This is a genomic window from Lentzea sp. (assembly GCF_035525475.1).
In the GTDB taxonomy this organism is placed as follows: domain Bacteria; phylum Actinomycetota; class Actinomycetes; order Mycobacteriales; family Pseudonocardiaceae; genus Lentzea.
Window position 1 is genome coordinate 1 of sequence record NZ_DATLEC010000117.1, and the last position, 24,588, is coordinate 24,588.

Consider the following 24,588-nt stretch of genomic DNA (forward strand, 5'->3'; position numbering starts at 1 on the left):
GCCCCCCCGCGGCCCCATCACGCTCATCGGTGACGAACAGGCCGCGCCGTACCAGCGGCCTCCGCTCACGAAGGCCTACCTGGCGGGGGAGACCGACCTCGCCGGGCTGGTCCTGAGGCAGGACTCGTACTACGAGGACAGCGGCATCAAGCTCATCCGCGGCGAGCGGGTGATCGGGGTCGACCGCCAGGCGCGCGTCGCCGTGCTGGGCTGTGCCCGCACGGTCGGCTACGACCACCTCGTGTTCGCGACGGGCGCGCGGCCGCGGCCGTTGCCGATCCCCGGCGCGGAGCACGTGCTGAACCTGCGCACGGTCGCCGACGCGGACGCGATCAAGCGCAGGCTCGACGGACGGATCGGGCTCGACGTCGTCGTCATCGGCGGCGGGTTCATCGGCCTCGAGTTCGCGGCCGTGGTGCGGAAACTGCGCCACGAGGTGACCGTCGTCGAGGCGCAGCCGCAGGTGATGCAACGGGCGGTGTCCGCGGAGACGGCCCAGCACCTCGTCAACCGCCACCGCAGCGAAGGCGTCCAGATCCTCACCGGGACGGGTGTCGCCGCGGTCAGGGAAGGCCTCGTCGAACTGACCGACGGCACGGTGCTCGTCGCGGACCTCGTGGTCGCGGGCATCGGCGTCGTCCCGAACACCGAGGTCGCCCAGCGCGCCGGGCTCGCGGTCGACAACGGCATCGTCGTCGACGCGCACCTCGGCACCGTCGACCCGCGCGTCTACGCGGTCGGCGACTGCGCGCGGTTCGCCAGCACGCACGCCGGCGGCCTGATCCGCCTGGAGTCGGTGCAGAACGCCACCGACCAGGGCTCGACGGTCGCGGCGGCGATCCTGGGCAGCGCGGAGCCCTACACCGCGCTGCCGTGGTTCTGGAGCGACCAGTACGACGTGAAGCTGCAGACCGCGGGCCTCACCAACGGCCACGACCGCACGGTCACCGTCGGCGACCCGGCCGAGGGCAGGTTCTCGGTGTTCTGCTTCAAGGACGACCGGCTGATCGGGATCGAGGCCTACAACCGGCCGATCGACTTCCTGATGGGGCGCCGGATCCTGGAGGGCGGCAACCGGCTCACCCCGGAGATCGTCGCCCAGCCGGGCTTCGACCTGCGCGCCAGCCAGCAGAAGGCGGCGTGAGCGATGCCGTCCGCGGAGCAGGGGCTACAGCCAGCCGGCTTCCTCGGCGATGCGGATGGCGTCCACCCGGTTGCGGCCGTTGAGCTTGGTCATGATCGTCGTCATGTAGTTGCGGACCGTGCCGACCGACAGCGACAGCGCGACAGCGATGTCCGGCGCGTCGGCGCCGTTCGCGGCGAGGCGCAGCACCTCCAGCTCGCGGTCGGTCAGCGGGCACTCGCCGCGGTCCCACGCGGCCAGGGCCAGCTGGCTGTCCACGACGCGCTCTCCCGCGTTGACGCGGCGGATCGCATCAGCGAGCTCCGACGGCGGCGCGTCCTTGAGCAGGAACCCGTCCACTCGCGCGGCCAGCGCCCTGCGCAACGTCCCCGGCCGGCCGAGCGAGGTCAGCATCAACGTCCTGACGTGCGGCATCGTCTCGCGGATCGTCGTCGCGGCACTCAGCCCGTCGAGGATCGGCAGGTCGATGTCGATCACGCAGACGTCGGGGCTGTGCTGACGCGCGGTCGGCACGATCTTGTCGCCCGAGCTCACCTCGGCCACGACCTCGATGTCCGGTTCGAGGTTGAGCAGCGCGATGAGAGCACCGCGCACCATGTGCATGTCCTCCGCGAGCAGAACCCTGATCATCGCGCCCCTCCGCGCGACACCATATCTCCCGACGTTCAGGTCGCGCTCCACGCCGCGTCGAGGCGACCCGGTAAGGGTGAAGGCGAGCTGCCTCGCGAAGGGATGCGTCATGGAACGCAGCGTCAACATGACGGTCGTGTACTACTCCTCGACGGGAACGATCCACCGGCTTGCCACGGAGATCACCGAGACAGCGGAGAAGAACGGCGCCGACGTGCGGTTGGTGCGGGCCGCGGAGCTCGCCCCCGAGGCGGCGTGGCGGTCCCGTCCCGCCTGGGCCGCGCACCTGGAGGAGACGGCGGACGTGCCCGTGGCGTCGGTCGACGACGTGCTGTGGGCCGACGCCGTCGTGTTCGGCACGCCCACCCGCTTCGGCAACGTGTCCGCACAGCTCAAGCAGTTCATCGACACGCTGGGGCCCGCGTGGTTCAGCGGCCTGCTCGCCGACAAGGTCTACTCCGCCTTCACTTCCGGCGGAAGTATGCACGGTGGGATGGAAACCACCCTCGTGTCCATCTACAACATGGTCTGCCACTTCGGCGGGATCATCGTGCCTCCCGGCGGTGACCTGAACCCCTACGGCACCTCTCACGTTCTGGGCGCGGACAACATGCCTGTCGACGAGATGGCGTTGCAGGCGGCCCAAATGCAGGCGGAACGCGTCGTGCGCATCGCACGCGCGCTGAAGGAGGTCTGACCGCGGTGCGAGTGAAGGATGTTTTCGTCAGTGGCAACGGGGTGCGCCTGCCGTCGACCCTGAAGGTCGCGGACGCGATCGCATCGGGGGAGTGCGAGCCGAAGCTCGTCGCGCGGACGGACGTCGAGTCCGTCTCGGTGTCCCCGCACGAGTCGGCGGCCGAGATGGCGGTCGAGGCGGCACGGGTGGCGTTGGCACGCGCGGGATCCGCGCCCGACGACGTCGACCTGATCCTGCACGCCACCACCTACCACCAGGGCCAGGACCTGTGGCCCGTCGGCTCCTACATCCAGCGCGAGACGGTGCGGAACTCCTGCCTGGCGCTGGAGATCCGGCAGATGTCCAACGGCGGCCTCGCCGCCATGGACCTCGCGGTGTCCTACCTGTCCGCGCGGCCCGGCCGCGACGCCCTGCTGACGTCCTCGGACCGCTTCTGCCTGCCCGGCATCGACCGGTGGCGCACGGACCCCGGAACGCCCTACGGCGACGGCGCGTCGGCCATCGTGCTGTCCACCCGCGGCGGGTACGCCCAGCTGCTCTCGCTGGCCATCAACGCCGACTCCGACCTCGAACCGCTGCACCGCGGCGACGTGCCGTTCGGCCTCGCGCCGTTCTCGCACCGCATCCCGGTGGACTTCGAGGAGGCCAAGCACACGTTCAGCCGCGAGTTCGGCCTCGCCTACGGCATCAACAAGGCCAACGCGGGCCAGGCGCTCGCCGTCGAGCAGGCGCTGTCCGACGCCGACATGAAGATCGGCGACGCCGACTGGGTGATCCTGCCGCACTTCGGCCGCCGGCGCCTCGACGTGAACTACCTGCGCCCGTACGACCTCGACGCCGACCGCACCACGTGGTCGTGGAGCCGCACGGTCGGGCACCTCGGCGCCGGTGACCAGTTCGCGAGCCTCGACCACCTCGTGCAGACCGGCAAGGCGACGTCCGGCCAGCGCATCGTGATGTTCGGCGTGGGCGCCGGCTACAGCTGGGGCTGCGCGGTCATCGAGATGCTGTGAGGCGCGGACTCGTGCGACCATGGGCCCGTGCCGAGGCTGATCCTGCTGTGCGGCCTGCCGGGCTCCGGCAAGACCACCCTGGCGAAGCGGCTGGAACGCGAGGTTCCCGCTGTTCGCCTCTGCCCGGACGAGTGGATCTCCGACCTCGGGGCCGACCTGTTCGACGAGCCCTTCCGCGACCGCCTCGAGCGCAGGTTCCGCGGGCTCGCGCGGGACCTGCTGCGGCTCGGCCAGGACGTGGTCCTGGAGTGCGGCTTCTGGAGCCGTGCGGAACGCGACGAGCTGCGGGACATGGCCCGCGCGCTGGGCGCCGCGGTCGAGCTGCGCTACCTGGCCGTGCCGTTCGAGGAGCTCGTGCGCCGGCTCGAAGCCCGCAACCGCGAGGGGACGACCGCGGTGATCACCCGGGAGATGCTGGCCGGGTACGAGCGGGTCTTCGAGGCTCCGGACGACGACGAACTGAGCTTGTTCGACCGGCCGTGAGGCCTCAGAGGATCGGGATCTCCGCGCGCAACCGGTAGGTGCGCTCGGGTGTGAGACCCGCCTGCAGGTCGCCGCCCAGCGCGCGCACGCGGGTGGTGAGGTTGCCGATCCCGCTGCCGTCGCGGGACCTCTGGTCGTTCGTGGGGATCCCGTCGTTGACGATGTCCATCGTGACGAGGTGCCGCGAGCTCTCCAGCACGATCTCGCAGTGCTCGGCCTTGCTGTGGCGCAGCAGGTTCGTCACGCCCTCGCGCAGCACGGTCGCGAGCGTCACCTTCACCTCGGTGGGCAGCCCGTCGCACGCGTCGATCCGCACGGTGACGTCGATGTCGGCCGCGGCCAGCAGCGCCTGCGCCGACTGGGTCTCCTCGTCGAACGACAGCTCGCGGTAGCTCAGCGCCACCGACCGCACGTCCGCGAGCGCCTGTCTCGAGATCTCCAGCACCTCGGTGAGCTCCTGCCGCGCCCGGCCGGGGTCGATCGTGGCGAGCCGGTGCGTGAGTTCACTCTTCAGCGTGATGGCCGAGAGGCTGTAGCCGAGCAGGTCGTGCAGGTCGCGGGCGAACCGCAGCCGTTCCTGCGTCACCGCGGCCATCGCCAGCTCCTCGCGCGCCTCGTGCAGCTCGGTCACCATGGACCGCAGCCGGGTCAACGCGTAGAGCACCAGTCCGTGGTTCGTCGCGGCGATGACGAAGTACTCGACGCTGACGTTGTCCTCTCCCACGGCCCTGGCGATGACGGCCTGCCCGGCGACCACCGCGACGAACGCCACCCAGTTGAGCCGGCGGGGCAGGAGCAGCGCCGCCGATCCGGCGAGAAAGCCCGGCACACCGCCGACATAGGGGTTGCTGAACACGAACTGGGGCACGTACACGCAGACCGCCAGCCCCGCCAGCGCCGCGTAGCCGAGCCTGGGCGGGACGTGCGGGCGGCTCACGACGCCCAGCACGAGCACGGCGATCACCACGTTGCTCACCGCGGCGGCCGCGATCCCGGGCGCACCGACCGTGGCGTAGTCGTACGCCGCCAGCGTCGTCGCCATCACGCCGTAGCCGACCACCACGGCCGTCAGCAGCACCTGCGCGAACCGCGTCTCGATCGGCAGGCTGGCCAGGCGCGGCTCGCGCGCGGGCTCCTCGGGTGCCGGATCGGCCGGCACCTCGGCGTGCAGCCGGTAGGTGCCGGTGGGCGAGGCGTGGACGAGGAGCGAGCCACCGATGGCGTTGGTGCGGGTGGCGAGGTTGGTGAGACCGCTGCCCCTGTCGCCGTCGGCCCGTGCGGGGACGCCGTCGTTGACGATGTCGATCGACACAGTCCTGCCGGTGCGGCCGATGGTGATCGAGCAGCGGGTGGCCTGGCTGTGCCGCAGCAGGTTCGTCACGCCCTCGCGCAGCACCGCCGCGAGCACGGTCCGGGAGCGCGGGGAGAGTTCCGCGGGCTCCGCCTGGAGCGTCGTCGTGACACCCGCCGCGGTCAGCACGGACCGCGCCGACTCGATCTCGTCGGTCAGTGACAGCTCGCGATAGCTCGACGCCACCGCACGAACGTCCGTCAGGGCCTCGCGGGCGATGCCGAGGATCTCCGCCAGCTCCCGCAGGGCGCGGTCGGTGTGCTCACCGATCAGCCTGCGGGCCAGCTCGACCTTCAGCGTGATCGCCGACAGGCTGAAGCCGAGCAGGTCGTGCAGGTCGCGGGCGAACCGCAGCCGCTCCTGCGACACCGCGAGGTCGGCGAGCTCGGACCGGGCGCTCTCCAGCTGCTTCACCAGCGACGGCAGCCGGGACAGGCCGTAGACGACCAGGCCGGCGACCATCGACGACACCAGGTAGTAGGACAGCAGGCCGATCTCGTACTGGCCGATCTTGGTCGCGGCGTTGGCCAGCGCCACCGCGCCGAACACGAACCACCGCACGCGACCGGGCAGCACCAGCAGGGCGCTGCCGGCGAGGAAGCCGGGCATGCCGGCCCACGCGTTGGGGAAGAACAGCACCGGCACGAACACCAGCAGCGCGAGCGCGCCGAGTGCCAGGTGGGCCTTGGCCGACCGCAGGTCCGCGCTCGGCCGTGAGAACACCCGCAGCTGCAGGTACCCGATGGAGAGCAGGCAGGCGAGCGAGCCCGCGATCCGCGCCGGGGTGGCACCGGCCTGCAGGACGTAGAAGAAGGCGTTCGCGAGGTAGCCGGCGAACACCACGCTGATCACGACGTACGCCAAACGACGGGACACCGATGAGCGTTCCTGTCGCAGCGTCACAGCAGCTCCCACGCGAGGGTCGGGACGCGGCCATGATACGGGCGCTTCCTGGGAATGCCCGATTTTTGGGATCCTCGATCGGAGCAACATGACGTCGGCTCATCGCCTCGCCGGGACGACGAGCCCGGCGCCCGCCAGATAGGCGACGACGTCGGAGACCAGGGTCCTGCTCAGGTTCAGGGCGTCCGCGACCTCCGTGATCGTGGTTGCGCTGTCCAGCAACCACTTCGCGATCTCCGTGGCGGGCGCGCTGTGCAGGATCACCTGGTACTGCTGCCCCGCGCACGCGAGCGCCTGGTCGCCGTTCAGCCGTTCTATCTCGGTGCCGCGCCGCATCGTGACGACGTCGTCGTCGGCGATGTGCGGCAACCCGAACACGGCCTCGCGCGTCACGGCGACCACCGACAGGATCGGCCCCGCGCCGTCGTTGAGGCCCAGCGACGGCACCAGGCACCCGCCCAGCTGGTCGAGCGTGTTCTTGAGCTTGCGCCAGATCAGGCACGGCCCGGAACCGGTCTTCCAGCGTATGAAGTTCTCGTGCAGCGCCGAGATGTTCTCGAGCGCCACCGGCCCGAGGCTCATCCGCTGCAGGGCCTCGCGCACGAGCGGGCTGGTGTCCGCGATCTCGATGGCACCCCACCTGCCGTGCACGGTGATGCTGTCGCCACCCTCGTCCACGAAGGCGTCCTCCAGCAACGACCACAACGGGCGGCCGGTCGGGACGTGCGACTGGGTGGGCACCACGGCGCCTCCGCTCTGGCAGTTACATGAACAGTGGGACGGGGTTCATCTCGTCGTAGCGGCGAGGTTGCGCCAGTCGTCCCAGTTGTACGGGTACGTCGTAGAGTCGTCCTTGAGCGAGTCTTGACCAGAAGTGCCGCAGCCCCGGCACGACCACCCGCACGACCGGAAGCCCGATGTCAGGCCTGGTCTGGTCCAGCACCAGCACTTCCATGCCCTTGGCCTCCAGCACGTCCTGGAGGGCCCTGATGTCGTCGGCCAGGTCGTCCCGGTGGACGTGGCCGTGGTGCAGGGCGTCACGGGCGGGCGCGGACGGGTCCGGTGCGAGCCAGAGGTTGTCGGCGAGCGCCGTGTTCTCGACCCAGCGTCGCAGATCGACGTCGAACTTGGACAGGTCCACGGGCTCGCACATCGCGGGCATGCCCTGGTTGAGCTCGGTGAGCGCGCGCCGTGCGGCGAGCCGCGGGTCGAGGTGGGCGCCGCAGCCGAACATGATGTCCTCGCGGTGCCCGTCGGTGCGCCGCGACACCGCGACCATCACCGGGACACCGAGGTCCGACGTGACGTCGAGGAGCCACACCTGGCGGCCGATGCCCGCGTGCACGGCGCGGAGCTCGTCGATCCACGAGTCGTGGAACGAGTCCAGGTCCACACCGGGCACCGGCGTGCGGTTGTACCACCAGATGCCGACGGCGTCGCGTTCGACGAGCTCCAGAAGCCCTTGCAGCACAGCGTCTTCGAGGCTGCTGCCGGCGGCGCAGCCGTTGGAGTCGGACGTGACGCTCGGCGGACAGGGGGCGCCGAAGTAGCACATTCCGGTGGGCAGGAACTTGTGGCGCTGTTCGGTGAGCGACCACAGCGGAGTCCAGTCCATCACCTCGTCGTCGTCGAACGGCGTGGTGACGTGCTGGAACGCGGCGTGCCGCGCGTTCCACGCCTCGCGGTCCTCGAACTGGCGCGGGTGGTACAGCTGCACGGAGCCGGGGTGGATCGCGAGGTCGCCGAGCGAGGTGTAGCTGCCGGTCACCCGCGCCTCCTCGCCGAAGTAGGCGCAGCTGCGCCGTTCCACGGCCTCGCACAGGGCGCCGACCTCGGCGTCGAGCGGCGTCACGCCCTTGCCGCCGGTGTCCGCCCGCAGCGCCGAGCGCAGTCCCTCGACGCCCTCGCCCGCGGCCGCGAGGTTCGACCCGGACACGAACGAGTTGAAGAACGCCGGTCCCTGGTCGTTGCGGCGGATCTCCCGCACGACGCCGGTGACCGGTCCGATGAGGTGCCGGTAGGTGTCGAGCACCTCCTGCGGCGACGACGACCGGTGGCCGCCGCCGTCGCAGGAGCGCTTCACGCGACTCGTGAGTTCGACCGGCTCGAACGCCCTGCGCGCGACAATCCGGGGGTCACCGCAACCGGAGCACTGCGGACGTGGCCGCACCTCGTGCTGGGTGACCTTCATGGCGAGGCTGTCGTAGTTCCAGATCGACCGCTGCGTCTCGTGGCGGATTCCCGCCAGCCACTTCGCCGCCTCGACCGACGCGATCTCCAGCGCCATCGCCCGCAGCGACGGCAGTCCGATGGTGGGACGCGGTGCCGGGCCCCGTTGCCCGCAGCGCGCCCGCACGTGCGCCTCCGCCTTCCGGTTGACCGAGAGCCGGGTGGCGAGGCAACGCCAGCAGGGGCCGTCGTCGCCGGGGGAGAAGAAGGGACCCACGCACACCTGCGCTCCCACCGGCTTGACCAGCAACCAGGGCGTGCCGGCCGCGCGGTGCGCGTCGTCGATGTCGCGGAGCTCGGGGGTCAGGTAGTCGGCGCACGCCACGACCGTGAGGTCAGCACTCCCCGAGGTGACCGTCAGTCCGTTGCGGCGCAGCGCTTCCGCGATCGCCTCGTGATCGGTGTCACCGATCGCGACCACGGACACGAGCGACGTCGTCGTCGCCTCCGCCGCGTCCGAGGGGTCGAGACCCGCCGCGTCCCAGTACGCGAGCGAGGCCTCCGTCGTGGCCGAACCGTCCTCGGTGCCGCGCTTGCCGATCAGGCCCGCCGCGGCGAGCCGCGTGAGCATCCTGGCCACCTTGTCGGCGGTCAGGTCGGCGGGAACGTCGCGCAGCAGCGCGGCGAGGTCGCGGGTGCCGTCGAGCAACGGCGCCAGCGTCTCGACGTGGGTACCGGCGATGGCCGTGACCCCTGTTTCCCCGAACAGGTAGACGGCTTCTCCCTGCACGATCTGCGGTCGGAGGTGTCGTTTGAACCCGATGCGTTGCTCGCCCGGTTCAGCCAGTTCGTGTCTCATGCCGCGAGAACCTCGTCATGCGCCTGGTACTCGCTGCCCGGCGAGCAGGTGCCGGAGTTGTAGATGATCCACCAGTCCATCGACGCCTCACGGTCGAGCTGGTAGATCTTCATGTCGTCGGAGTCGTCCGTGATCGAGGGGACGGAAGCCAGGTGCTGCACGGTCGTGGCGGACATTTCGGATCTCCGATGTTTGGGCTTCGTTCGATGTGGGTAATGATGCGGATCCCCGCTAATGGCCCGGTAGTTACCGGCTAATGCGCCTTGGTATGAAGTTTTCATACCCGGCACGGGCAGAACTCACCTGACATCGATGGCCTGTGCACTAACGCCGCCCCGTTGGTCCGAGCAGACTAACCACGTGCTCGGAATCGAAGGAGGAGTCGCGATGCAGATCAAGGTCCTGGGGCCCGTCGAGGCCAAGGTGAACGGTCGCTCGGTGACTCCCACCGCGGCCAAGCCACGGCAGATCCTCGCGCTGCTCGCGCTGCACTCCGGTCAGGTGGTGTCCGTTCCCACCCTGATCGAGGAGCTGTGGGGCGACCGCCCGCCGCGCAGCGCCCGCACCACCCTGCAGACCTACATCCTGCAGCTGCGCAAGCTCATCGGCGACGCGCTGTCGGCGTCCGGTGAGACCGGCGCGAAGGAGGTGCTGGTCACCCGCTACGGCGGCTACCTGCTCGACGTTCCGCAGGACTCGGTCGACGTGCACGAGTTCGAACGCCTCGGCCGCGCGGGCCAGCAGGCCTACGAGGTGGAGGACTACGCCTCGGCGTCCCGGCTGCTGCGCCAGGCGCTCGACATGTGGCGCGGCCCGGCCGTCGTGGACGTGCGACCGGGAATGCCGCTGGGCATCGAGGTCGTGCGCCTGGAGGAGGCCCGGCTCGGCGCACTCGAGACGCGCATCGACGCGGAGCTGCGGCTGGGCAAGCACAAGGCCCTGCTCAGCGAGCTCTCCGTGCTGACGGTGCAGAACCCGATGAACGAGAACCTGTGCGCCCAGTACATGATCTCGCTCTTCCGCGCCGGCCGGCAGTGGCAGGCGCTGGACGCGTTCAAGGGCCTGCGCAACACCCTGATCGAGGAGCTCGGTGTCGAGCCCTCGTCGCGCCTTCAGACGCTGCAGCGCGCCATCCTGACGTCCGACCCGCGCCTGGACAGCGCGGAAACGCGTCAATTGCAGAGACTTCTCGCCTAGGGCCTGTTCCAGGGGCCCGCACCGCCAGGAACCACCTCAGCCGCGACTCTCATCGAACGAGCCCCCTGGAACAGGCCCTGAGTTCGGCTCCAGCGGCCCCCGCCACACTGTGGCGGGGGCCGTTTTCCTTTGTGTCTCAACGATTTCTTCGAGGACTCCTCCAGTGGCTTACAGGCGTGCGCTGGCAACCTCAGTCGTGGGCGCGCGAGAACTCGCCCGCTGGAGGAAAGGAAGCTAGCCGTGAGCGCACTGACCATCGAGGGTCTCAAGGAGATCCTCAACGAGGCCGCGGGCGATGACGACTCGTTCAAGCCGGGCCAGGACATTCTCGACATCCCGTTCCTCGAGCTGGGCTTCGACTCCCTCGCCCTGCTGGAGACGGTCGCGCTGATCAAGCGCAAGACAGGCGCCTCCGTCGCCGACGACGAGATGGCGTACATCGAGACGCCGCGCCAGTTGCTGGACAAGGTCAACGGACAGATCGCGGCCTGACGCCGGCGACTCGGGAACGGAGACGGACATGACGCACACCACCACGCACACGGTCATGATCGGGGCTCCCGCCAAGGTGGTGTACGACCTGGTCGCGGACGTGACGACCTGGCCGTACATCTTCGGACCCACGGTGCACGCCGAGGTGTTCGAACGGGACGGCTCGACGGAGCGGTTGCGGTTGCACGCGTTCGCCAACGGTGACGTGCGCACGTGGACGTCCCGTCGCGAGCTCGACCCGGCGAACCTGCACATCTCCTTCGAGCAGGAGCGTTCGGCGGCACCGGTGAAGACGATGGGTGGGGAGTGGCGGATCGTCCCGATCGCCGACTCGGCGACGCGGGTCGATCTGCTCCACCACTTCACCGCCGCCCAGCCCGAGGCGGTCGACCTCATCCTGAACGCCGTCAATAACAACAGCGACGCCGAGCTGGCCGCTCTGAAGCGGGCGGCCGAGTACGGCGACGACTACGACAAGCTGGTGCTGTCGTTCTCCGACAGCATCACGATCCACGCGAGCCGCAAGGACGTCTACGAGTTCCTGTACCGGTCGGACCTGTGGCCGGAGCGCCTGCCGCACGTGGCACGGCTGGACCTCAAGGAAGCCGTCACCGGGGTGCAGTCCATGGAGATGGACACCCGCAGCCCGGACGGGTCGATCCACACCACGCACTCGGTGCGGGTCTGCACTCCGTACGAGGGCATCGTCTACAAGCAGACGCACACGCCGCCGATCATGGCCGCGCACGTCGGCAGGTGGACGTTCAAGGACATCGGCGACGGCATCGAGGCCGGCATCGAGGCGACCTCGCACCACACGGTCGTCATCCGGCCCGAGGTGGTCCCTGAGGTCCTGGGGGCCGACGGGACGATCGAGCGCGCTCGTGAGCTCATCCGTCACGCGCTGGGCACCAACAGCCTCACGACCCTGAGGCACGCGAAGGAATTCGCGGAGAACGGATGAGGTGACGCGATGGGGTTGGGTGGCGCGGACTTGCTCATCGCCGCTGCACGCGCTGCAAGCCGCAACGGGCTCTACGTCGTGTCCATGTACCTGGAGAAGGCCGCGGTCGAACACCAGCGCCGGGGTTGCCCGTCTTCGGACGTGGCGCCCTGCGCCTACGAGATCGAGGCCTCCCGCGTACTGCTGTCGGGGTTTTAGATGAAGCTCTACGACATCTCGCTGCGCCGCGCCGGTCCGTCCATCCCGGACAGACTGGCCGCGGCGCGGCGCCTCGACGCGCTCGGCGTCGCGTTCGTCGACGGAGGACGTCCCGCCCGGTCGTCCTACCCCAGAACGTTCTTCGGCAGGGCGGCGGCCGAGCTCCGGCTGCGGGTCGCCACCCTCGTCGCTTCCGGCGGTGCGGAGGACCTCGCCGCACTGCTCGCCGCGGAAACGCCCGCGGTGACGGTAGTTGTCCAAGGGCACGGTCTCCTGGTGGTCCGGGAGGCCGTGCGTCAACTCGTGCGCGCCGAACGACGAGTGGTCGTCGAGGCGCGGGACTTCTTCGACGGCTGGCTGGCCGACCCCGAGCACGCTCTGGAGGTCGTCCTCACCGCCGCGGAGGCTGGGGCGGAAACCGTGTTGCTGCACGACACAGCGGGTGAGTTGTGGCCGGACCAGATCGGCGAGATCGTCGGGACGGTCGCGGAAACCGGTGTGCCCCTTGGTTTCGGTTGTCACGACGACGGCGGCTCGGCGGCGAAGCAGCTGCTCGCGGCCGATGCGGGGGCGGTCCTCGTGCAGGGGTCCTACGCCGTCGTTCGAGGTGGCCTCGATCGGGTCGATCCACCATCGGTTCATTCGGCAGAAACAGGTGTCGCTCCCGTGCCCTGTCCGAGATTGGAGCAGACCGTGTCCGCACAGAAGGCGATTGGAGGTGTCCGATGAGTCGTCGCGCCGTCATCACCGGGGTGGGCGTGGTCGCACCTGGTGGCATCGGAACGAAGGCGTATTGGAAACTGCTGTCCGAAGGGCGTACGGCGACTCGCAACATCACGCACTTCGACGCGTCTCCGTACCGCTCCCGCATGGCGGGTGAAGCAGACTTCGACCCCGTGCGCGAAGGCCTCACGCCTCAGGAGATCCGCAGGCTCGACCGCGCCGCGCAGTTCGCGGTCGTGGCCGGCCGCGAGGCGATGGCCGACTCGGGCATCGAGTTCGACCAGCTCGACCCCGGCCGCATCGGTGTCTCGCTCGGCACCGCGGTCGGCTGCACGACCTCGCTGGAGCGCGAGTTCATCGTCGGCTCCGACCGGGGCAAGTACTGGGAGGTCGACGCCTCCTACGCCGTCCCGCACCTCTACGACTACTTCACGCCGTCCTCGATGGCGACGGAGCTGGCGTGGACAGTGGGCGCCGAGGGACCGGTCTCCGTGGTCTCCACGGGCTGCACCTCCGGTCTCGACTCGGTCGGGTACGCCGCCGAGCTCATCATGGAGGGCTCCGCGGACGTCGTCGTCACCGGCGGCACCGAGGCCCCGCTCTCCCCGATCACCGTGGTGTGCTTCGACGTGATCCGCGCGTCGAGCACCCGCAACGACGACCCCACCACCGCGTGCCGCCCGTTCGACAAGACCCGCGACGGCCTGGTGCTGGGCGAGGGTTGCGCGATCATCGTGCTCGAGGAGCTGGAGCACGCCCGCGCTCGCGGCGCGCACATCTACGGTGAGATCGGCGGCTTCGCCTCGCGGTGCAACGCCTACCACATGACGGGCCTGCACCCCGAGGGCATCGAGATGTCGGACGCCATCAACATCGCGCTGAAGCAGGCGCGGGCGGACGCCACGGACGTCGGCTACATCAACGCGCACGGGTCGGGCACCAAGCAGAACGACCTGCACGAGACGGCGGCGTTCAAGCGCAGCCTCGGTGCGCACGCGTACAAGACCCCGGTCTCCGGCTTCAAGTCGATGATCGGGCACTCGCTGGGAGCGATCGGGTCCCTGGAGATCGTCGGCTCGCTGCTGGCGTTCGAGCAGGACCTCATCCCGCCGACGGCGAACCTGCACGAGCCGGACCCCGAGTGCGACCTCGACTACACGCCGCTGGTCGCGCGGGAGAAGAAGGTCAACACGGTCCTCACCGTGGGCAGTGGATTCGGTGGATTCCAGAGCGCCATGGTGCTCAAGAAGGTGGAAGGGGCAGGCCGGTGACTCGTGCGGTGGTGACGGGAATCGGCATCGCGTCGCCGAACGGGCTGGGGCCGACCGCGTACTGGCGGGCGACCCTGCACGGGGAGGCGGCGATCAGGCCGATCACCCGGTTCGACAGCGCCAACTACTGGGCGAAGATCGCCGGTGAGGTGCCGGGCTTCGAGGCAGGCCGGCACCTGCAGGGCCGGCTCCTGCCGCAGACGGACCACATGACGCGGTTGACGCTGGTGGGCACGGACTGGGCGTTGCGCGGCGCGGGTGTGCAGCCGAACGACATCCCCGACACCGACATCGCGGTGATCACCGCGGCGACGGCGGGCGGGTACGAGTTCGGCCAGCGCGAGCTGCAGAAGCTGTGGCACCAGGGCCCGGAGTACGTCTCGGCGTACCAGTCGTTCGCGTGGTTCTACGCGGTCAACACGGGCCAGATCTCCATCCGCCACGGCACACGCGGTCCCGGCGCGGTGGTGGTGTCCGAGCAGGCCGGTGGCATCGACTCCATCGGTCACGCACGGCGCCAGCTGCGCAAGGGCGTCCAGCTCGCCTTGACAGGCGGCATGGACTCCTCGCTGTGCCCGTGGGCGTGGGTCGCCCACCAGGCTTCGGGTTGCCTGTCTCGCAACAACAACCCGAAGCGCGCCTACCTGCCGTTCGACCGCGACGCCTCCGGGTACGTCGCGGGCGAGGGCGGCGCGATCATGGTGGTCGAGACGCCGGAGTCGGCGGCCGGTCGTCCCGGCACGCGCATCTACGGTGAGATCGTCGGGTACGCCGCGACGTTCGACTCGAAGATGCCGTCGCGGGAGCCGGGGCTGAAGCGGGCGGCGGAGCTCGCGCTGCGCGACGCCGGCATGGACGCCTCGGAGATCGACGTGGTGTTCGCCGACGCGGCGGGCATCCCGGAGCTCGACAAGGCCGAGGCCGAGGCGATCAAGGGCATCTTCGGGCCGTACGGCGTGCCGGTGACGGCCCCGAAGACCATGACCGGGCGTCTCTTCGCCGGTGGCGGTTCCCTCGACGTGGCGTCGGCGATCCTCTCCATCTACTGGAGCGCGATCCCGCCGACCATCAACGTCGAGAACGTCGTCCCGGAGTACGAGCTCGACCTCGTGATGAACGAGGCGCGGCACGGCAAGATCAAGGCCGCGCTGGTGCTCGGACGCGGCAAGGGCGGCTACAACTCCGCCATGGTGGTCCGCGAGTACAGGTGATGTCAGGCCTCGGGGGCCGCGAAGGGACACCTTCGCGGCCCCCGAGCCGTCTCTGGAGGCTTTCTGTGGATGTAGCACTGATGTTTCCCGGGCAGGGGTCGCAGTACCCGCGGATGGCGGCGTCCCTGTACGGCACCGATGCCGTGTTCACCTCGGTGGTCGACGAGGTGTTCGAGCTGTTCGGCGAAGTGGGTTCGCTCGCGTGCGAGGACTGGCTGGCGGGCAACGACATCGACCACGTGTCGCGCGCGCAGCCGTTGCTGTTCGCGCTCGACTACGCGTTGGGGCGCACCGTTCTCTCCTGGGGTGTGGAGCCCGTCGCGTTGATCGGGCACTCCGCCGGTGAGGTCGTCGCGGCGACGCTGGCGGGCGTGTTCTCCGTGGAGGAAGCGGTCTCCCTGGTGCGGGACCGGGTGCTGTCCGCCGTGCCGATCCCGTCCGGCGGCATGCTCGCCGTCGCGGCCTCCGAGGCGGACCTGCTGCCGTACCTGGAAGGTGACGTCGCGATCGCCGCCGTCAACTCCGCGCGGCAGACGATGCTGGCCGGGTCCGATGCGCCGCTGGCCCGCGTGCGGGCGCGGCTGGAGGCGGACGAGTACATCGTCGTGACGGTGCCGGCGTCGACGCCGTTCCACAGCCCGGCGATGCAGCCGGCCGTGGACGAGGCGCTGGCGTCGTGGAGCGCTTCCCCCGTCGCGCCGTCGATGCCGGTGTACTCCGGGTACACGGGCAAGCTGATGACCGCTGAAGACGCTTTGTCCGCGCGGTTCTGGACACGTCAGCTGACCGACGCCGTCTACTTCGGACCGGCGTTGAACGAGCTCGTCGCGATGTACGACGTGCTGCTGGTGGAAGCCGGTCCCGGTCAGACGCTGACGTCGTTCGCGCGCCGCACCAAGGCCGTGCGGTCCGGTGCCTCGCAGGTGTTGCCGTTGCTGGACGCCGTGGACTCCCTGGAGACCGCTCGCGCCCGTTTGGCGTGACACAACTATAAAAGGGCCGTCCTCTCCGGAATCGGATGACTCCGGGTGAGGGCGGCCCTTTGGCGGTGCTCAGTCGATTCCGCGGACGATGTGGTCTTCGTTCTCCGGTGGCCAATCACTGTTATCCATACCTGTGAAGGTAGGTACCGTGATTCAGCTCTCACTTGAGATCTGGTCGTCGAGCAGGGCGACGGCCCTGGTCCAGCCGGCGCCGGCACCCTTGATCTTGACCGGGAACGCGACGACGGTGAACCCGAAGTCCGGCAACGCCTCCAGGTTCGACAGGCGTTCGATCTGGCAGTACTCGCGGTCGCGGCCGGCGAAGTGCGCGGGCCACAGCACGCTCTGGTCGCCGGTCTGCAGGTAGCGCTTGACGATGTCCGGGAACGGCGCGTCGAGGCTGAACGCGTCGGTCGCGATCACCTTGACCCCCAGGTCCAGCAACAGGTTCGTGGCGGGGCCGTCGAGTCCGGTGTAGTCGGTGAAGTAGGTCTGGGTGCCGGCGTGCTCGGCGGCACCGGTGTCGAGCACGACGATGTCCATCGGCTTCGGCGTGTAGCCGATGCGGGCGAACTCCTTCTCCAGGACCTCGGGCCCGATGGCGCCGGTGCCGTGACCGCGCACGTCGAGCTTCACGCCGGGGTTGTGGAACCACTCCAGCGGCATCTCGTCGATGTGGCGCGGGATCCCGTTGCCGTACGTGGTCTTCGAGCCGTAGTGCGACGGCGCGTCGACGTGCGTCCCGGTGTGGGAGGTCAGGCTGATCCGGTCCAGCGTGAGGAACTCCGAGTCCCGCAGCACGGACACGTCGAACTCGATGCCGAGCCGGGCCTTGAGCTGCTCGGCCATGTGTTCGGCACCCTGGGCGGCCGTGAGCACCTCGTGCGTCACCGGGTCCGCTTCGTACGCGGATGCGTCAATGGGGGAAGACAGATCGATGATGCGCATGCTGCAGAGCGTGGCGGGCGTTCCTTGAGCACGTCTCAAGAGGCGGTGGGCATGGTTTTCCCAGCCTGACACCGTTCCTGGAGGAGCTTTCTCATGATCACCTTCGTCAACCGCTTCACGCTCACCGGTGACTCCGAGGAGTTCGAGAAGGCCTTCGACGAGACGGCGGCCTTCCTGCGCGAGCAGCCGGGCCTGATCAGGTACACGCTGTCGCGGCAGCTCGACGACCCGGCCTCCTACGTCAACATCGCGTTGTGGGAGAGCGCCGACGCCCTGCGCGCCGCGCTGGGGCACCCCGACTTCGGCAACCACGCCAAGGCGATGCGCGGCCTGGCCGAGTCGACCGGCGCGATCTTCACCCCCCGTCTCACGTTCGAAGCGTGATGGGTCCGCTCGCGGGCCTGAAGGTCGTCGAGTTCGGCGGCATCGGGCCCGGTCCGCACGGCGCGATGCTGCTCGCGGACCTCGGCGCGGAGGTCACGCGCGTCGAGCGCCCGTCCGGCGGCCTGTCCGTGGTTCCGGACGCCTCGCGCGACTTCCTGTTGCGCGGCAGGCGTTCGGTGTCCGCGGACCTGAAGTCCCCCGACGGCCGCGCGTCGGTCCTGTCGCTGATCTCCGGGGCCGACGTGGTGATAGAGGGCTTCCGCCCCGGAGTGCTGGAGCGGCTGGGACTCGGGCCCTCCGACTGCCTGGCGGTCAACCCCGGCCTGGTCTACGCGCGGATGACGGGCTGGGGCCAGGACGGCCCGCTGGCCCAGCGCGCCGGGCACGACATCAACTACCTGTCGGTGACCGGCGTCCTGCACGCGATCGGCAAGCCGCCGCTCAACCTCGTCGGCGACTTCGGCGGCGGGTCCCTGTACCTGGTGCTCGGAGTGCTGGCGGCGTTGTGGGAACGGCAGCGCACCGGACGCGGCCAGGTCGTGGACGCGGCGATCGTCGACGGGGTGGCGTCGCTCGCGCAGATGATCTGGTCGATGAAGGCGCAGTCGGTGTGGGAGGACGCGCCGGAGGCGAACCTGCTCGACGGCGGGTGCCCGTTCTACTCGATCTACGAGTGCGCGGACGGCCGTTCCGTCGCGGTCGGTTCGCTGGAACCGCAGTTCTACGCGTTGCTGCTGGCAGGTCTGGGGCTGGAGGCCGACGACCTCCCGCCGCAGATGGACCGCGACGGCTGGCCGTTGCTGCGCAAGACCTTCGCCGAGGTGTTCCTGACGCGGACCCGCGACGAATGGGCGGATGTGTTCGCGTCGTCCGACGCCTGCGTGACGCCGGTGCTGACGCTGGAGGAGGCTTCCGCGCACCCGCACCTGGTGGCGCGCGGAGTGTTCACGCACGAAGGCGCCGCCGTCCCTGCGCCGCGCTTTTCCACGGACTAGATTCACCTCGTGGAACTGCGCATCTTCACCGAGCCCCAGCAGGGGGCGAGCTACGACGACCTGCTCCGCGTGGCCCGGACGGCGGAGGACGCCGGCTACGGCGCCTTCTTCCGCTCCGACCACTACCTCCACATGGGGTCGGTCGACGGGCTGCCCGGCCCGACGGACCCGTGGATCACCTTCGCGGGCCTGGCCCGCGACACGACGAGGATCCGCCTGGGCACGCTGATGACCGCCGCGACGTTCCGCTACCCCGGTCCGCTCGCCATCAGCGTCGCCCAGGTCGACCAGATGTCCGGCGGCCGCGTGGAGTTCGGCATCGGCGCCGGGTGGTACGAGGGCGAGCACACCGCGTACGGCATCCCGTTCCCGTCGCTGGGGGAGCGCTTCGAGCGTTACGAGGAGCAGCTCGCCATCATCACCGGCCTGTGGGAGACCCCGCTCGGCGGCACGTTCTCGTTCGAGGGCAAGCACTACTCGCTCACCGACTCGCCCGCGCTGCCCAAGCCGGCGCAGGACCGCGTCCCGGTGCTGATCGGCGGCATGGGCGCTCGCCGCACCCCGGCGCTCGCGGCCTCCTACGCCACCGAGTTCAACCTGCCGTTCGTCCGCATCGACCAGGCGGTCGAGCAGTACGCCCGCGTCGACGCCGCGTGCGCCGAGATGGGCCGCGACCCGAAGGAGATCATCCGGTCGGTCGCGCTCGTCGCGTGCGTCGGCCGCACCGACGCCGACGTCGCCCGCCGTGCCGCCGCGATCGGCCGCGAGGTGGACGAGCTCAGGCAGAACGGGCTGGCAGGCACCCCGGCCGAGGTCGTCGACCGCCTCGGCCAGTGGCGTGACGCCACCGGCGTGCAGCGGGTGTACCTGCAGGTCCTGGACCTGTCCGACCTCGACCACATCAACGAGGTCGCGATGGACGTCGTGCCTCAGCTGGTCTGATACATCGGATATCAGGCGAGTGCTTCGCGGACCGCTGGATGCATCGGCAGCACGTGGTTCGCGAAGCGCCGCCGATATCCGATGTATCGCAGCTGAAGCACCGGGTCGTCGAGGTAGCGCTTCTCCAGCCCGTCCTCGCCCAGCACCAGCTTCAGCCCGCGTCCGAGCATCGACGGCGAACCGAGGTCGAACCGGTCGCGCAGCACGTCGGCGGCCGCGTGGTCGCCGAACTCCAGCGCGGCACGCCGGACGGACTCGACCGGCACCAGCAGGTACGGCTCATCAGCGCGAACACCGTCGCGATGGGCGATTCCCAGCGCGCTGAGCGCCTTCTGGTGGGCACCGCCGTCGAGCCCGAGGTAGTACCGCTCCCACTCCGCGATCTGGATCTCGCCTGACCACGTGCGAACGGGAGCGGCCGCCGCCGGTCCGTTCGAGGTGGCTCCGCCTGCCAGTACCGCGAAACCGGCAGCCGTGAACAACTGGCGTCGGGACAAGCTCACGACGCACCCTCCTCCGAGTTCCCGCGGATCCCCGCCGCAGGGCTACGGACTGCTAGCGAAGGTGATACCCGGAGCGACGGGTCCAGAGCGGGTCAAAGTGCGGTCCGTCAGGGGGAGCGTTCCGTCGAGCGCCGCGAGCACAGCGTCACGGGCGAGCGGCAGCACCTCGGCCACCGTGACGTCCCGGCCGAGCTCGTGCGAGAGCGAGGCGACGCCCGCGTCCTTGATGCCGCACGGGATGATGTCGCCGAACGCGTCGAGGCTCGCGTTGCAGTTGATCTCGAAACCGTGCATGGTCACGCCACGCTGCACGCGGATGCCGATGGCGGCCACCTTGCGCTCCGGGCCGCGGTCGTCGGCGGGGATCCACACGCCGCTGCGGCCCTCGACGCGGCCGGTGTGCACGCCGAGCCGGTCGCACACGTCGATCAGGCCCTGCTCGACGCGGCGGACGTAGTCGACGACGTCCATCGGCTCGGACAGCCGCACGATCGGGTAGCCGACCAGCTGGCCGGGGCCGTGCCAGGTGATCTTGCCGCCGCGGTCGACGTCGACGACAGGGGTGCTGCCACCGCGCGGGCGCTCCTCGTCGAGGGTGCGCCGGCCGCACGTGTAGACGGGCGGGTGCTCCAGCAGCAGGAGCGTGTCCGGGCCGGTGCCGTTCGCGCGCTCCTCCGCGAGCTCCTTCTGGAGGTCCCACGCCGCCATGTAGTCGATGAGCCCCAGCTCACGGACGACGGCGGGGTCTGACGAGGTGCGGCACGAGTTCACGACCCGACGTTACCAACCCCAGAGCCATGGCCGCCAAAAGCCCGACGCCCGTCACACCCAGCACGGCGCCGATGACGTCGGTGACCCAGTGCATCTCCAGCACGATCCTGGCGAACCCGGCCACCAGCACCGCGAGCGCCGACCACAGCACGCCGCGCTTCGCGAGGACGATCATCGTGAAGCCGACCGACGCGACCGCGACCGTGTGCCCGCTCGGGTAGCTCGGCAGGTGGTACTCGAGGGGACGCACGCGGTCGAACAGGAACCTCGTCAGCAGGGTCGCGCAGCACAGCGCGTGCAGCGCCAGCGCCTTCCACAACCGCGGGTCGCGCCGCCGCCAGGCCAGCACGAACAGCACGGCCGCGAACGCCCACCCGATCGTCGGTCCCATCACCAGGCTCACCGCGAACGCCGCCGTCCGCAGCCACTCCGGGCGCGGGAGCGCGTCGTGCACCCACACGTCGAGCGGGGTCGTCTCGGGCAGTCCCAGGAGGACCCACGAGATCACCAGTACGGCGGCGAGAGCACGAGTCATGCGACCGCCGCGTTCAGGGCCGACGGCAGTGCCGGGTGCAGGAACGTGAACCCGTGCGTCTCCAGCACCTTCGGCGTCAGGCCGGGCCCGGTCAGCAGCAGCTCCTGCGCCATCTCGCCGCCGAGCAACGCCTTCAGCGCGAACGCAGGGACCGCCCACGGCGTCGGCCGGTTCAGCGCGGCCCCGGCCGCCTTGGTGAAGTCGGCGTTCGTCGCCGGCGTGGGCGCGACGGCGTTGACCGGCCCGCGGATCTCGTCGTGCTCGGTGACGAACCGGTACGCGGACACGACGTCGTCCAGCGACACCCACGGGAAGAACTGGGTGCCGGTCCCGAGCTTGCCGCCCAGGAAGAGCTGGAACACGGGCTTCAGCCGGCCGAACACACCGCCCGACGGTGAGATGACGACGGCGGTGCGCATGAGCACGACCCGTACGCCGCCCTCCTGCGCCGCGGCCGTCGCCGCCTCCCAGTCCTGGGTCAGCCGCGCCATGTACGTGTGCCCGCCCGGCGCGTCCTCGTCCACGAGCCGCGAGCCGGTGTCGCCGTAGAAGTGGGCGCCCGACGAGTTGATGAGCGCCGGCACGCCGTGCTCGACGACCGCCGCCGACAGCACCTCGGCCGGCACGACCCGGCTGTCGTGCAGGACCTGCTTGCGCGCGTCGTCCCACCGCTTGTCGCCGATGCCCGCGCCGCAGAGGTTGATGACGGCGTCGACACCGTCGAACGTGCCATCGTCGACGCGTCCGGCGTACGGGTCCCAGCCGCGTTCGTCGGGCGCGGCGGCCTTGCGGCGCACCAGCCGCAGCACCTCGTGACCGGCGGCGCGCATGGACGCCACCAGGCTCGTTCCGATCAGGCCCGACGATCCCGCGATCACAACCCGCATGCCCAGATCGTTCCGCACCCGGCGCTCACCTGCACAGCCACGCATCGGACAGAAGGGCACGAATGTGCCGAAGGCCACCCCGGCGAACCGGGGTGGCCTTCAGGCGATATCCGATATATCAGATGTTACTGCTGGTCAGAGACCGAGGTCGGCCTCGAACGCGCCTTCCTCGAGACGGTTCTTGACCGTCGTGAGGAAGCGGCCCGCGTCCGCACCGTCGACCAGGCGGTGGTCGTAGGTGAGGGCGAGGTACATCATCGAGCGGATCGCGATGGTGTCGTTGCCGTCCTCGTCGGTCAGGACGACCGGGCGCTTCTTCACGACGCCGACGCCCAGGATGCCGACCTGCGGCTGCTGGATGATCGGGGTGTCGAAGAGGGCGCCGTTGCTGCCGAGGTTGGTCAGCGAGAACGTGCCACCGGCGAGCTCGTCCGGGGTGAGCTTGTTCGAGCGGGCGCGCGCCGCCAGGTCAGCGATCTTGTGGGCGATGCCGGACAGGTTCAGGTCACCGGCGTTGTGGATCACGGCGTTGAGCAGGCCGCGCTCCGTGTCGATCGCCAGGCCGAGGTGCTCGGCACCGTGGTAGGTGACCTCCTTGCGCTCCTCGTCGATCGACGCGTTGAGCACCGGGTGGGCCTTGAGGGCCTCGATGGCGGCCTTGGCGAAGAACGGCAGGAACGTGAGCTTCGCGCCCTCGCGGGCCTCGAACGCCTTCTTGGCCTGGTTGCGCAGCCGGGCGATCTTGGTCACGTCGACCTCGAACACCTGGGTGAGCTGGGCCGACTGCTGCAGCGACTCGCGCGTGCGCTGCGCGACGATCTGGCGCAGGCGCGGGAGCTTCTGCACGGTGCCGCGCTTGCCCGAGTTGTCGACCGCGGCCGGGGCGGCGGTGCGGGCGGCGGGGGCGGACGCGGCCGGAGCAGCAGCGGCGGCGGGCGCGGGAGCCGGGGCCTTCTTGGCCTCGACGGCCGCGAGCACGTCCTGCTTGCGGATGCGGCCACCGACGCCGGTGCCCTTGAGCGAGCCCAGGTCGATGCCGTTCTCCGACGCGAGCTTGCGCACGAGCGGCGTGACGTACGGCGCGCCGTTCGCGTCGTCCGAAGACGCGGCCTGCTGCTGGGCGGGAGCCGGAGCGGCCTGCGGCGCCGGAGCCTGCTGCTTCGGGGCCTCCTCCTGCTTCGGCGCGGGAGCCGGGGCTTCCTGCTCGGGCTCGGGCTTCTGCTCGGGCTCCGGCTTCTTCTCCTGCGCCGGAGCGGACTGGGCAGGGCTGCCGGAACCGACGACGGCGAGCTTGCCGCCGACCTCGACGGTCTCGTCCTCACCGGCGACGATCTCGAGCAGCGTGCCCGCGACCGGCGACGGGATCTCGGTGTCGACCTTGTCGGTCGAGACCTCGAGCAGCGGCTCGTCGACCTCGACGCTGTCGCCGACCTGCTTCAGCCAGCGGGTGACGGTGCCCTCGGTGACGGACTCGCCGAGCGCGGGCATCGTGACCTCGGTGCCCTCGGCGGAACCACCGGACGGGGCGGGCGCCGCGGGAGCCTCCTGGGCTTCCTCGGACGGCTGCTGCCCGGACGGCTGCGTCTGCTGCGGCTCCTCCTCCTGCTCGGGCGCGGACTCCTGGGCGGGAGCCGGGGCCGAACCGGAGGAACCGCCGTCACCGTCGCCGATGACCGCGAGCTCGCCGCCGACCTCGACGGTGTCGTCCTCCTGGGCGACGATCTTCTGCAGGACGCCCGCCGCGGGGGAGGGGATCTCGGTGTCGACCTTGTCGGTGGACACCTCGAGCAACGGCTCGTCCACCTCCACCCGGTCGCCTTCCTGCTTCAACCACCGGGTGACCGTGCCCTCGGTGACGCTCTCACCGAGTGCGGGCATCTGGACGGAGAAGGCCATTGTTCGCTGACTCCTCGTGCTCTCGTGTGGCTGACTTTGTGTGGGGAACGGTCAGCCGTGCACGTGCAGCGGCTTGCCGGCCAGGGCGAGGAACGCCTCGCCGAGGGCTTCAGTCTGGGTCGGGTGGGCGTGGATCAGCGGAGCCACGTCGTCCGGGTAAGCCTCCCAGCTGTAGATCAGCTGGGCCTCACCGATGAGTTCGCCGACGCGCTCGCCGACCATGGTGATGCCGACGACCGGGCCGTCGGGCGCCTTGACGAGCTTCACGCCACCCGCGGTCTTGAGGATCTGGCTCTTGCCGTTGCCCGCGAGGTCGTAGACGAACGTCTCGGCGGAACCGTACTTCTCCTTGGCCGCGGCCTCGGAGAGACCGACGGAGGCGACCTCGGGCTTGCAGTAGGTGACGCGCGGGATGCCCGCCTCGTCGATCACCTTCGGG

The 24,588-nt window shown here is 70.1% G+C and carries 26 protein-coding genes and 1 pseudogene; 15 read left to right on the forward strand and 12 right to left on the reverse strand.

The features are described 5' to 3' along the window. The coding region (locus tag VM306_RS20265) for an NAD(P)/FAD-dependent oxidoreductase (RefSeq protein WP_325517295.1) at nt 1-1,144 on the forward strand (1,144 nt) is incomplete at its 5' end. A gap of 24 nt (nt 1,145-1,168) precedes the next feature. On the opposite strand, the gene VM306_RS20270 is transcribed toward VM306_RS20265, so the two are convergent. Continuing rightward, nucleotides 1,169-1,774 carry a response regulator transcription factor gene (locus VM306_RS20270; RefSeq protein WP_325517349.1) on the reverse strand — a complete coding sequence of 202 codons (606 nt, stop codon included), beginning with the start codon at nt 1,772-1,774 and terminating at the stop codon, nt 1,169-1,171. A gap of 109 nt (nt 1,775-1,883) precedes the next feature. Here VM306_RS20270 and VM306_RS20275 point away from each other — a divergent pair, with 109 nt between their 5' ends. The 3 genes from VM306_RS20275 to VM306_RS20285 are packed head-to-tail and all read left to right on the forward strand — an operon-like array spanning nt 1,884 to nt 3,967. After that, nucleotides 1,884-2,471, forward strand: coding sequence for a flavodoxin family protein (locus VM306_RS20275; protein WP_325517297.1), 588 nt, complete (start codon nt 1,884-1,886; stop codon nt 2,469-2,471). A 5-nt stretch (nt 2,472-2,476) separates the two neighbouring features. After that, complete coding sequence (locus tag VM306_RS20280; RefSeq protein ID WP_325517299.1) at nt 2,477-3,484, forward strand: ketoacyl-ACP synthase III family protein; 1,008 nt, start codon at nt 2,477-2,479, stop codon at nt 3,482-3,484. 27 nt (nt 3,485-3,511) lie between these two features. Then, the gene (locus VM306_RS20285) at nt 3,512-3,967 is read left to right on the forward strand and encodes an ATP-binding protein (protein ID WP_325517301.1); all 456 of its coding nucleotides are present in this window, start codon (nt 3,512-3,514) and stop codon (nt 3,965-3,967) included. Nucleotides 3,968-3,971: 4 nt separating this feature from the next. Here the strand turns inward: VM306_RS20285 and VM306_RS20290 are convergent, their stop codons facing one another. The 4 genes from VM306_RS20290 to VM306_RS20305 form a co-directional block, all read right to left on the reverse strand. Further along, the gene (locus VM306_RS20290) at nt 3,972-6,194 is read right to left on the reverse strand and encodes a sensor histidine kinase (RefSeq protein ID WP_325517304.1); all 2,223 of its coding nucleotides are present in this window, start codon (nt 6,192-6,194) and stop codon (nt 3,972-3,974) included. A 126-nt stretch (nt 6,195-6,320) separates the two neighbouring features. Next, on the reverse strand, nt 6,321-6,965 hold the full coding sequence (locus tag VM306_RS20295; RefSeq protein WP_325517308.1) for a hypothetical protein: 645 nt from the start codon (nt 6,963-6,965) through the stop codon (nt 6,321-6,323). Nucleotides 6,966-6,984: 19 nt separating this feature from the next. Then, nucleotides 6,985-9,249, reverse strand: coding sequence for a TOMM precursor leader peptide-binding protein (locus tag VM306_RS20300; RefSeq protein ID WP_325517311.1), 2,265 nt, complete (start codon nt 9,247-9,249; stop codon nt 6,985-6,987). Further along, nucleotides 9,246-9,425 (reverse strand): hypothetical protein, encoded by a 180-nt coding sequence (locus VM306_RS20305; protein ID WP_325517314.1) that lies wholly within the window; start codon nt 9,423-9,425, stop codon nt 9,246-9,248. Before VM306_RS20305 ends, VM306_RS20300 begins: the two co-directional genes overlap by 4 nt. Nucleotides 9,426-9,636: 211 nt before the next feature. On the opposite strand from VM306_RS20305, the gene VM306_RS20310 reads away from it, so the two are divergent. From VM306_RS20310 to VM306_RS20345, 8 genes are all read left to right on the forward strand, one after another. Further along, nucleotides 9,637-10,446 carry an AfsR/SARP family transcriptional regulator gene (locus VM306_RS20310; RefSeq protein ID WP_325517317.1) on the forward strand — a complete coding sequence of 270 codons (810 nt, stop codon included), beginning with the start codon at nt 9,637-9,639 and terminating at the stop codon, nt 10,444-10,446. Nucleotides 10,447-10,686: 240 nt separating this feature from the next. Continuing rightward, on the forward strand, nt 10,687-10,938 hold the full coding sequence (locus tag VM306_RS20315; protein ID WP_325517320.1) for an acyl carrier protein: 252 nt from the start codon (nt 10,687-10,689) through the stop codon (nt 10,936-10,938). A gap of 28 nt (nt 10,939-10,966) precedes the next feature. Next, the gene (locus VM306_RS20320) at nt 10,967-11,902 is read left to right on the forward strand and encodes an aromatase/cyclase (RefSeq protein WP_325517322.1); all 936 of its coding nucleotides are present in this window, start codon (nt 10,967-10,969) and stop codon (nt 11,900-11,902) included. 9 nt (nt 11,903-11,911) lie between these two features. Beyond that, the gene (locus VM306_RS20325) at nt 11,912-12,100 is read left to right on the forward strand and encodes a hypothetical protein (RefSeq protein WP_325517324.1); all 189 of its coding nucleotides are present in this window, start codon (nt 11,912-11,914) and stop codon (nt 12,098-12,100) included. Then, nucleotides 12,101-12,829: a hypothetical protein gene (locus VM306_RS20330; protein WP_325517326.1), complete on the forward strand. Its 729-nt coding sequence runs from the start codon at nt 12,101-12,103 to the stop codon at nt 12,827-12,829. Then, nucleotides 12,826-14,094 carry a beta-ketoacyl-[acyl-carrier-protein] synthase family protein gene (locus VM306_RS20335; protein WP_325517328.1) on the forward strand — a complete coding sequence of 423 codons (1,269 nt, stop codon included), beginning with the start codon at nt 12,826-12,828 and terminating at the stop codon, nt 14,092-14,094. The genes VM306_RS20330 and VM306_RS20335 overlap by 4 nt, the downstream gene beginning before the upstream one ends. Continuing rightward, entirely contained in the window at nt 14,091-15,305 is a 1,215-nt protein-coding gene (locus VM306_RS20340) for a ketosynthase chain-length factor (protein ID WP_325517330.1), read from the forward strand. Before VM306_RS20335 ends, VM306_RS20340 begins: the two co-directional genes overlap by 4 nt. A gap of 65 nt (nt 15,306-15,370) precedes the next feature. Beyond that, nucleotides 15,371-16,288 (forward strand): acyltransferase domain-containing protein, encoded by a 918-nt coding sequence (locus VM306_RS20345; protein ID WP_325517332.1) that lies wholly within the window; start codon nt 15,371-15,373, stop codon nt 16,286-16,288. Between the two features lie 153 nt (nt 16,289-16,441). On the opposite strand, the gene VM306_RS20350 is transcribed toward VM306_RS20345, so the two are convergent. Further along, nucleotides 16,442-17,236: a cyclase family protein gene (locus tag VM306_RS20350; RefSeq protein WP_325517334.1), complete on the reverse strand. Its 795-nt coding sequence runs from the start codon at nt 17,234-17,236 to the stop codon at nt 16,442-16,444. A 93-nt stretch (nt 17,237-17,329) separates the two neighbouring features. Here VM306_RS20350 and VM306_RS20355 point away from each other — a divergent pair, with 93 nt between their 5' ends. Genes VM306_RS20355 through VM306_RS20365 form a run of 3 tightly spaced genes read left to right on the forward strand, consistent with a single transcriptional unit; the run spans nt 17,330 to nt 19,557 of the window. After that, nucleotides 17,330-17,620, forward strand: coding sequence for an antibiotic biosynthesis monooxygenase family protein (locus VM306_RS20355; protein ID WP_325517336.1), 291 nt, complete (start codon nt 17,330-17,332; stop codon nt 17,618-17,620). Then, nucleotides 17,617-18,615 (forward strand): CaiB/BaiF CoA transferase family protein, encoded by a 999-nt coding sequence (locus VM306_RS20360; protein WP_414672420.1) that lies wholly within the window; start codon nt 17,617-17,619, stop codon nt 18,613-18,615. The genes VM306_RS20355 and VM306_RS20360 overlap by 4 nt, the downstream gene beginning before the upstream one ends. Before the next feature lie 9 nt (nt 18,616-18,624). Further along, on the forward strand, nt 18,625-19,557 hold the full coding sequence (locus VM306_RS20365; protein ID WP_325517338.1) for an LLM class F420-dependent oxidoreductase: 933 nt from the start codon (nt 18,625-18,627) through the stop codon (nt 19,555-19,557). An 11-nt stretch (nt 19,558-19,568) separates the two neighbouring features. Here VM306_RS20365 and VM306_RS20370 read toward each other — a convergent pair whose 3' ends face one another. The 6 genes and pseudogenes from VM306_RS20370 to VM306_RS20395 form a co-directional block, all read right to left on the reverse strand. Further along, nucleotides 19,569-20,060: a hypothetical protein gene (locus tag VM306_RS20370; protein ID WP_325517340.1), complete on the reverse strand. Its 492-nt coding sequence runs from the start codon at nt 20,058-20,060 to the stop codon at nt 19,569-19,571. 42 nt (nt 20,061-20,102) lie between these two features. After that, nucleotides 20,103-20,831, reverse strand: a complete 729-nt coding sequence (gene lipB / locus VM306_RS20375; RefSeq protein WP_325517342.1) for a lipoyl(octanoyl) transferase LipB — start codon at nt 20,829-20,831, stop codon at nt 20,103-20,105. Then, entirely contained in the window at nt 20,788-21,366 is a 579-nt protein-coding gene (locus tag VM306_RS20380) for a phosphatase PAP2 family protein (protein ID WP_325517344.1), read from the reverse strand. The genes lipB and VM306_RS20380 overlap by 44 nt, the downstream gene beginning before the upstream one ends. Continuing rightward, nucleotides 21,363-22,253 carry a TIGR01777 family oxidoreductase gene (locus VM306_RS20385; RefSeq protein WP_325517346.1) on the reverse strand — a complete coding sequence of 297 codons (891 nt, stop codon included), beginning with the start codon at nt 22,251-22,253 and terminating at the stop codon, nt 21,363-21,365. Before VM306_RS20385 ends, VM306_RS20380 begins: the two co-directional genes overlap by 4 nt. A 135-nt stretch (nt 22,254-22,388) precedes the next feature. Next, nucleotides 22,389-24,149 (reverse strand): 2-oxoglutarate dehydrogenase, E2 component, dihydrolipoamide succinyltransferase, encoded by a 1,761-nt coding sequence (gene sucB / locus VM306_RS20390; RefSeq protein WP_325517348.1) that lies wholly within the window; start codon nt 24,147-24,149, stop codon nt 22,389-22,391. A gap of 51 nt (nt 24,150-24,200) precedes the next feature. Next, nucleotides 24,201-24,588, reverse strand: a pseudogene (locus VM306_RS20395) (dihydrolipoyl dehydrogenase); the annotation flags it as partial.

What these genes read in the sequence shown, in the direction of transcription:
- VM306_RS20270 (WP_325517349.1), bottom strand. Translation starts at nt 1,774, where the DNA reads ATGATCAGGGTTCTGCTCGCGGAGGACATGCACATGGTGCGCGGTGCT.
- VM306_RS20275 (WP_325517297.1), top strand. Translation starts at nt 1,884, where the DNA reads ATGGAACGCAGCGTCAACATGACGGTCGTGTACTACTCCTCGACGGGA.
- VM306_RS20300 (WP_325517311.1), bottom strand. Translation starts at nt 9,249, where the DNA reads ATGAGACACGAACTGGCTGAACCGGGCGAGCAACGCATCGGGTTCAAA.
- VM306_RS20305 (WP_325517314.1), bottom strand. Translation starts at nt 9,425, where the DNA reads ATGTCCGCCACGACCGTGCAGCACCTGGCTTCCGTCCCCTCGATCACG.
- VM306_RS20310 (WP_325517317.1), top strand. Translation starts at nt 9,637, where the DNA reads ATGCAGATCAAGGTCCTGGGGCCCGTCGAGGCCAAGGTGAACGGTCGC.
- VM306_RS20320 (WP_325517322.1), top strand. Translation starts at nt 10,967, where the DNA reads ATGACGCACACCACCACGCACACGGTCATGATCGGGGCTCCCGCCAAG.
- VM306_RS20325 (WP_325517324.1), top strand. Translation starts at nt 11,912, where the DNA reads ATGGGGTTGGGTGGCGCGGACTTGCTCATCGCCGCTGCACGCGCTGCA.
- VM306_RS20330 (WP_325517326.1), top strand. Translation starts at nt 12,101, where the DNA reads ATGAAGCTCTACGACATCTCGCTGCGCCGCGCCGGTCCGTCCATCCCG.
- VM306_RS20335 (WP_325517328.1), top strand. Translation starts at nt 12,826, where the DNA reads ATGAGTCGTCGCGCCGTCATCACCGGGGTGGGCGTGGTCGCACCTGGT.
- VM306_RS20350 (WP_325517334.1), bottom strand. Translation starts at nt 17,236, where the DNA reads ATGCGCATCATCGATCTGTCTTCCCCCATTGACGCATCCGCGTACGAA.
- VM306_RS20355 (WP_325517336.1), top strand. Translation starts at nt 17,330, where the DNA reads ATGATCACCTTCGTCAACCGCTTCACGCTCACCGGTGACTCCGAGGAG.
- VM306_RS20380 (WP_325517344.1), bottom strand. Translation starts at nt 21,366, where the DNA reads ATGACTCGTGCTCTCGCCGCCGTACTGGTGATCTCGTGGGTCCTCCTG.
- VM306_RS20385 (WP_325517346.1), bottom strand. Translation starts at nt 22,253, where the DNA reads ATGCGGGTTGTGATCGCGGGATCGTCGGGCCTGATCGGAACGAGCCTG.
- sucB (WP_325517348.1), bottom strand. Translation starts at nt 24,149, where the DNA reads ATGGCCTTCTCCGTCCAGATGCCCGCACTCGGTGAGAGCGTCACCGAG.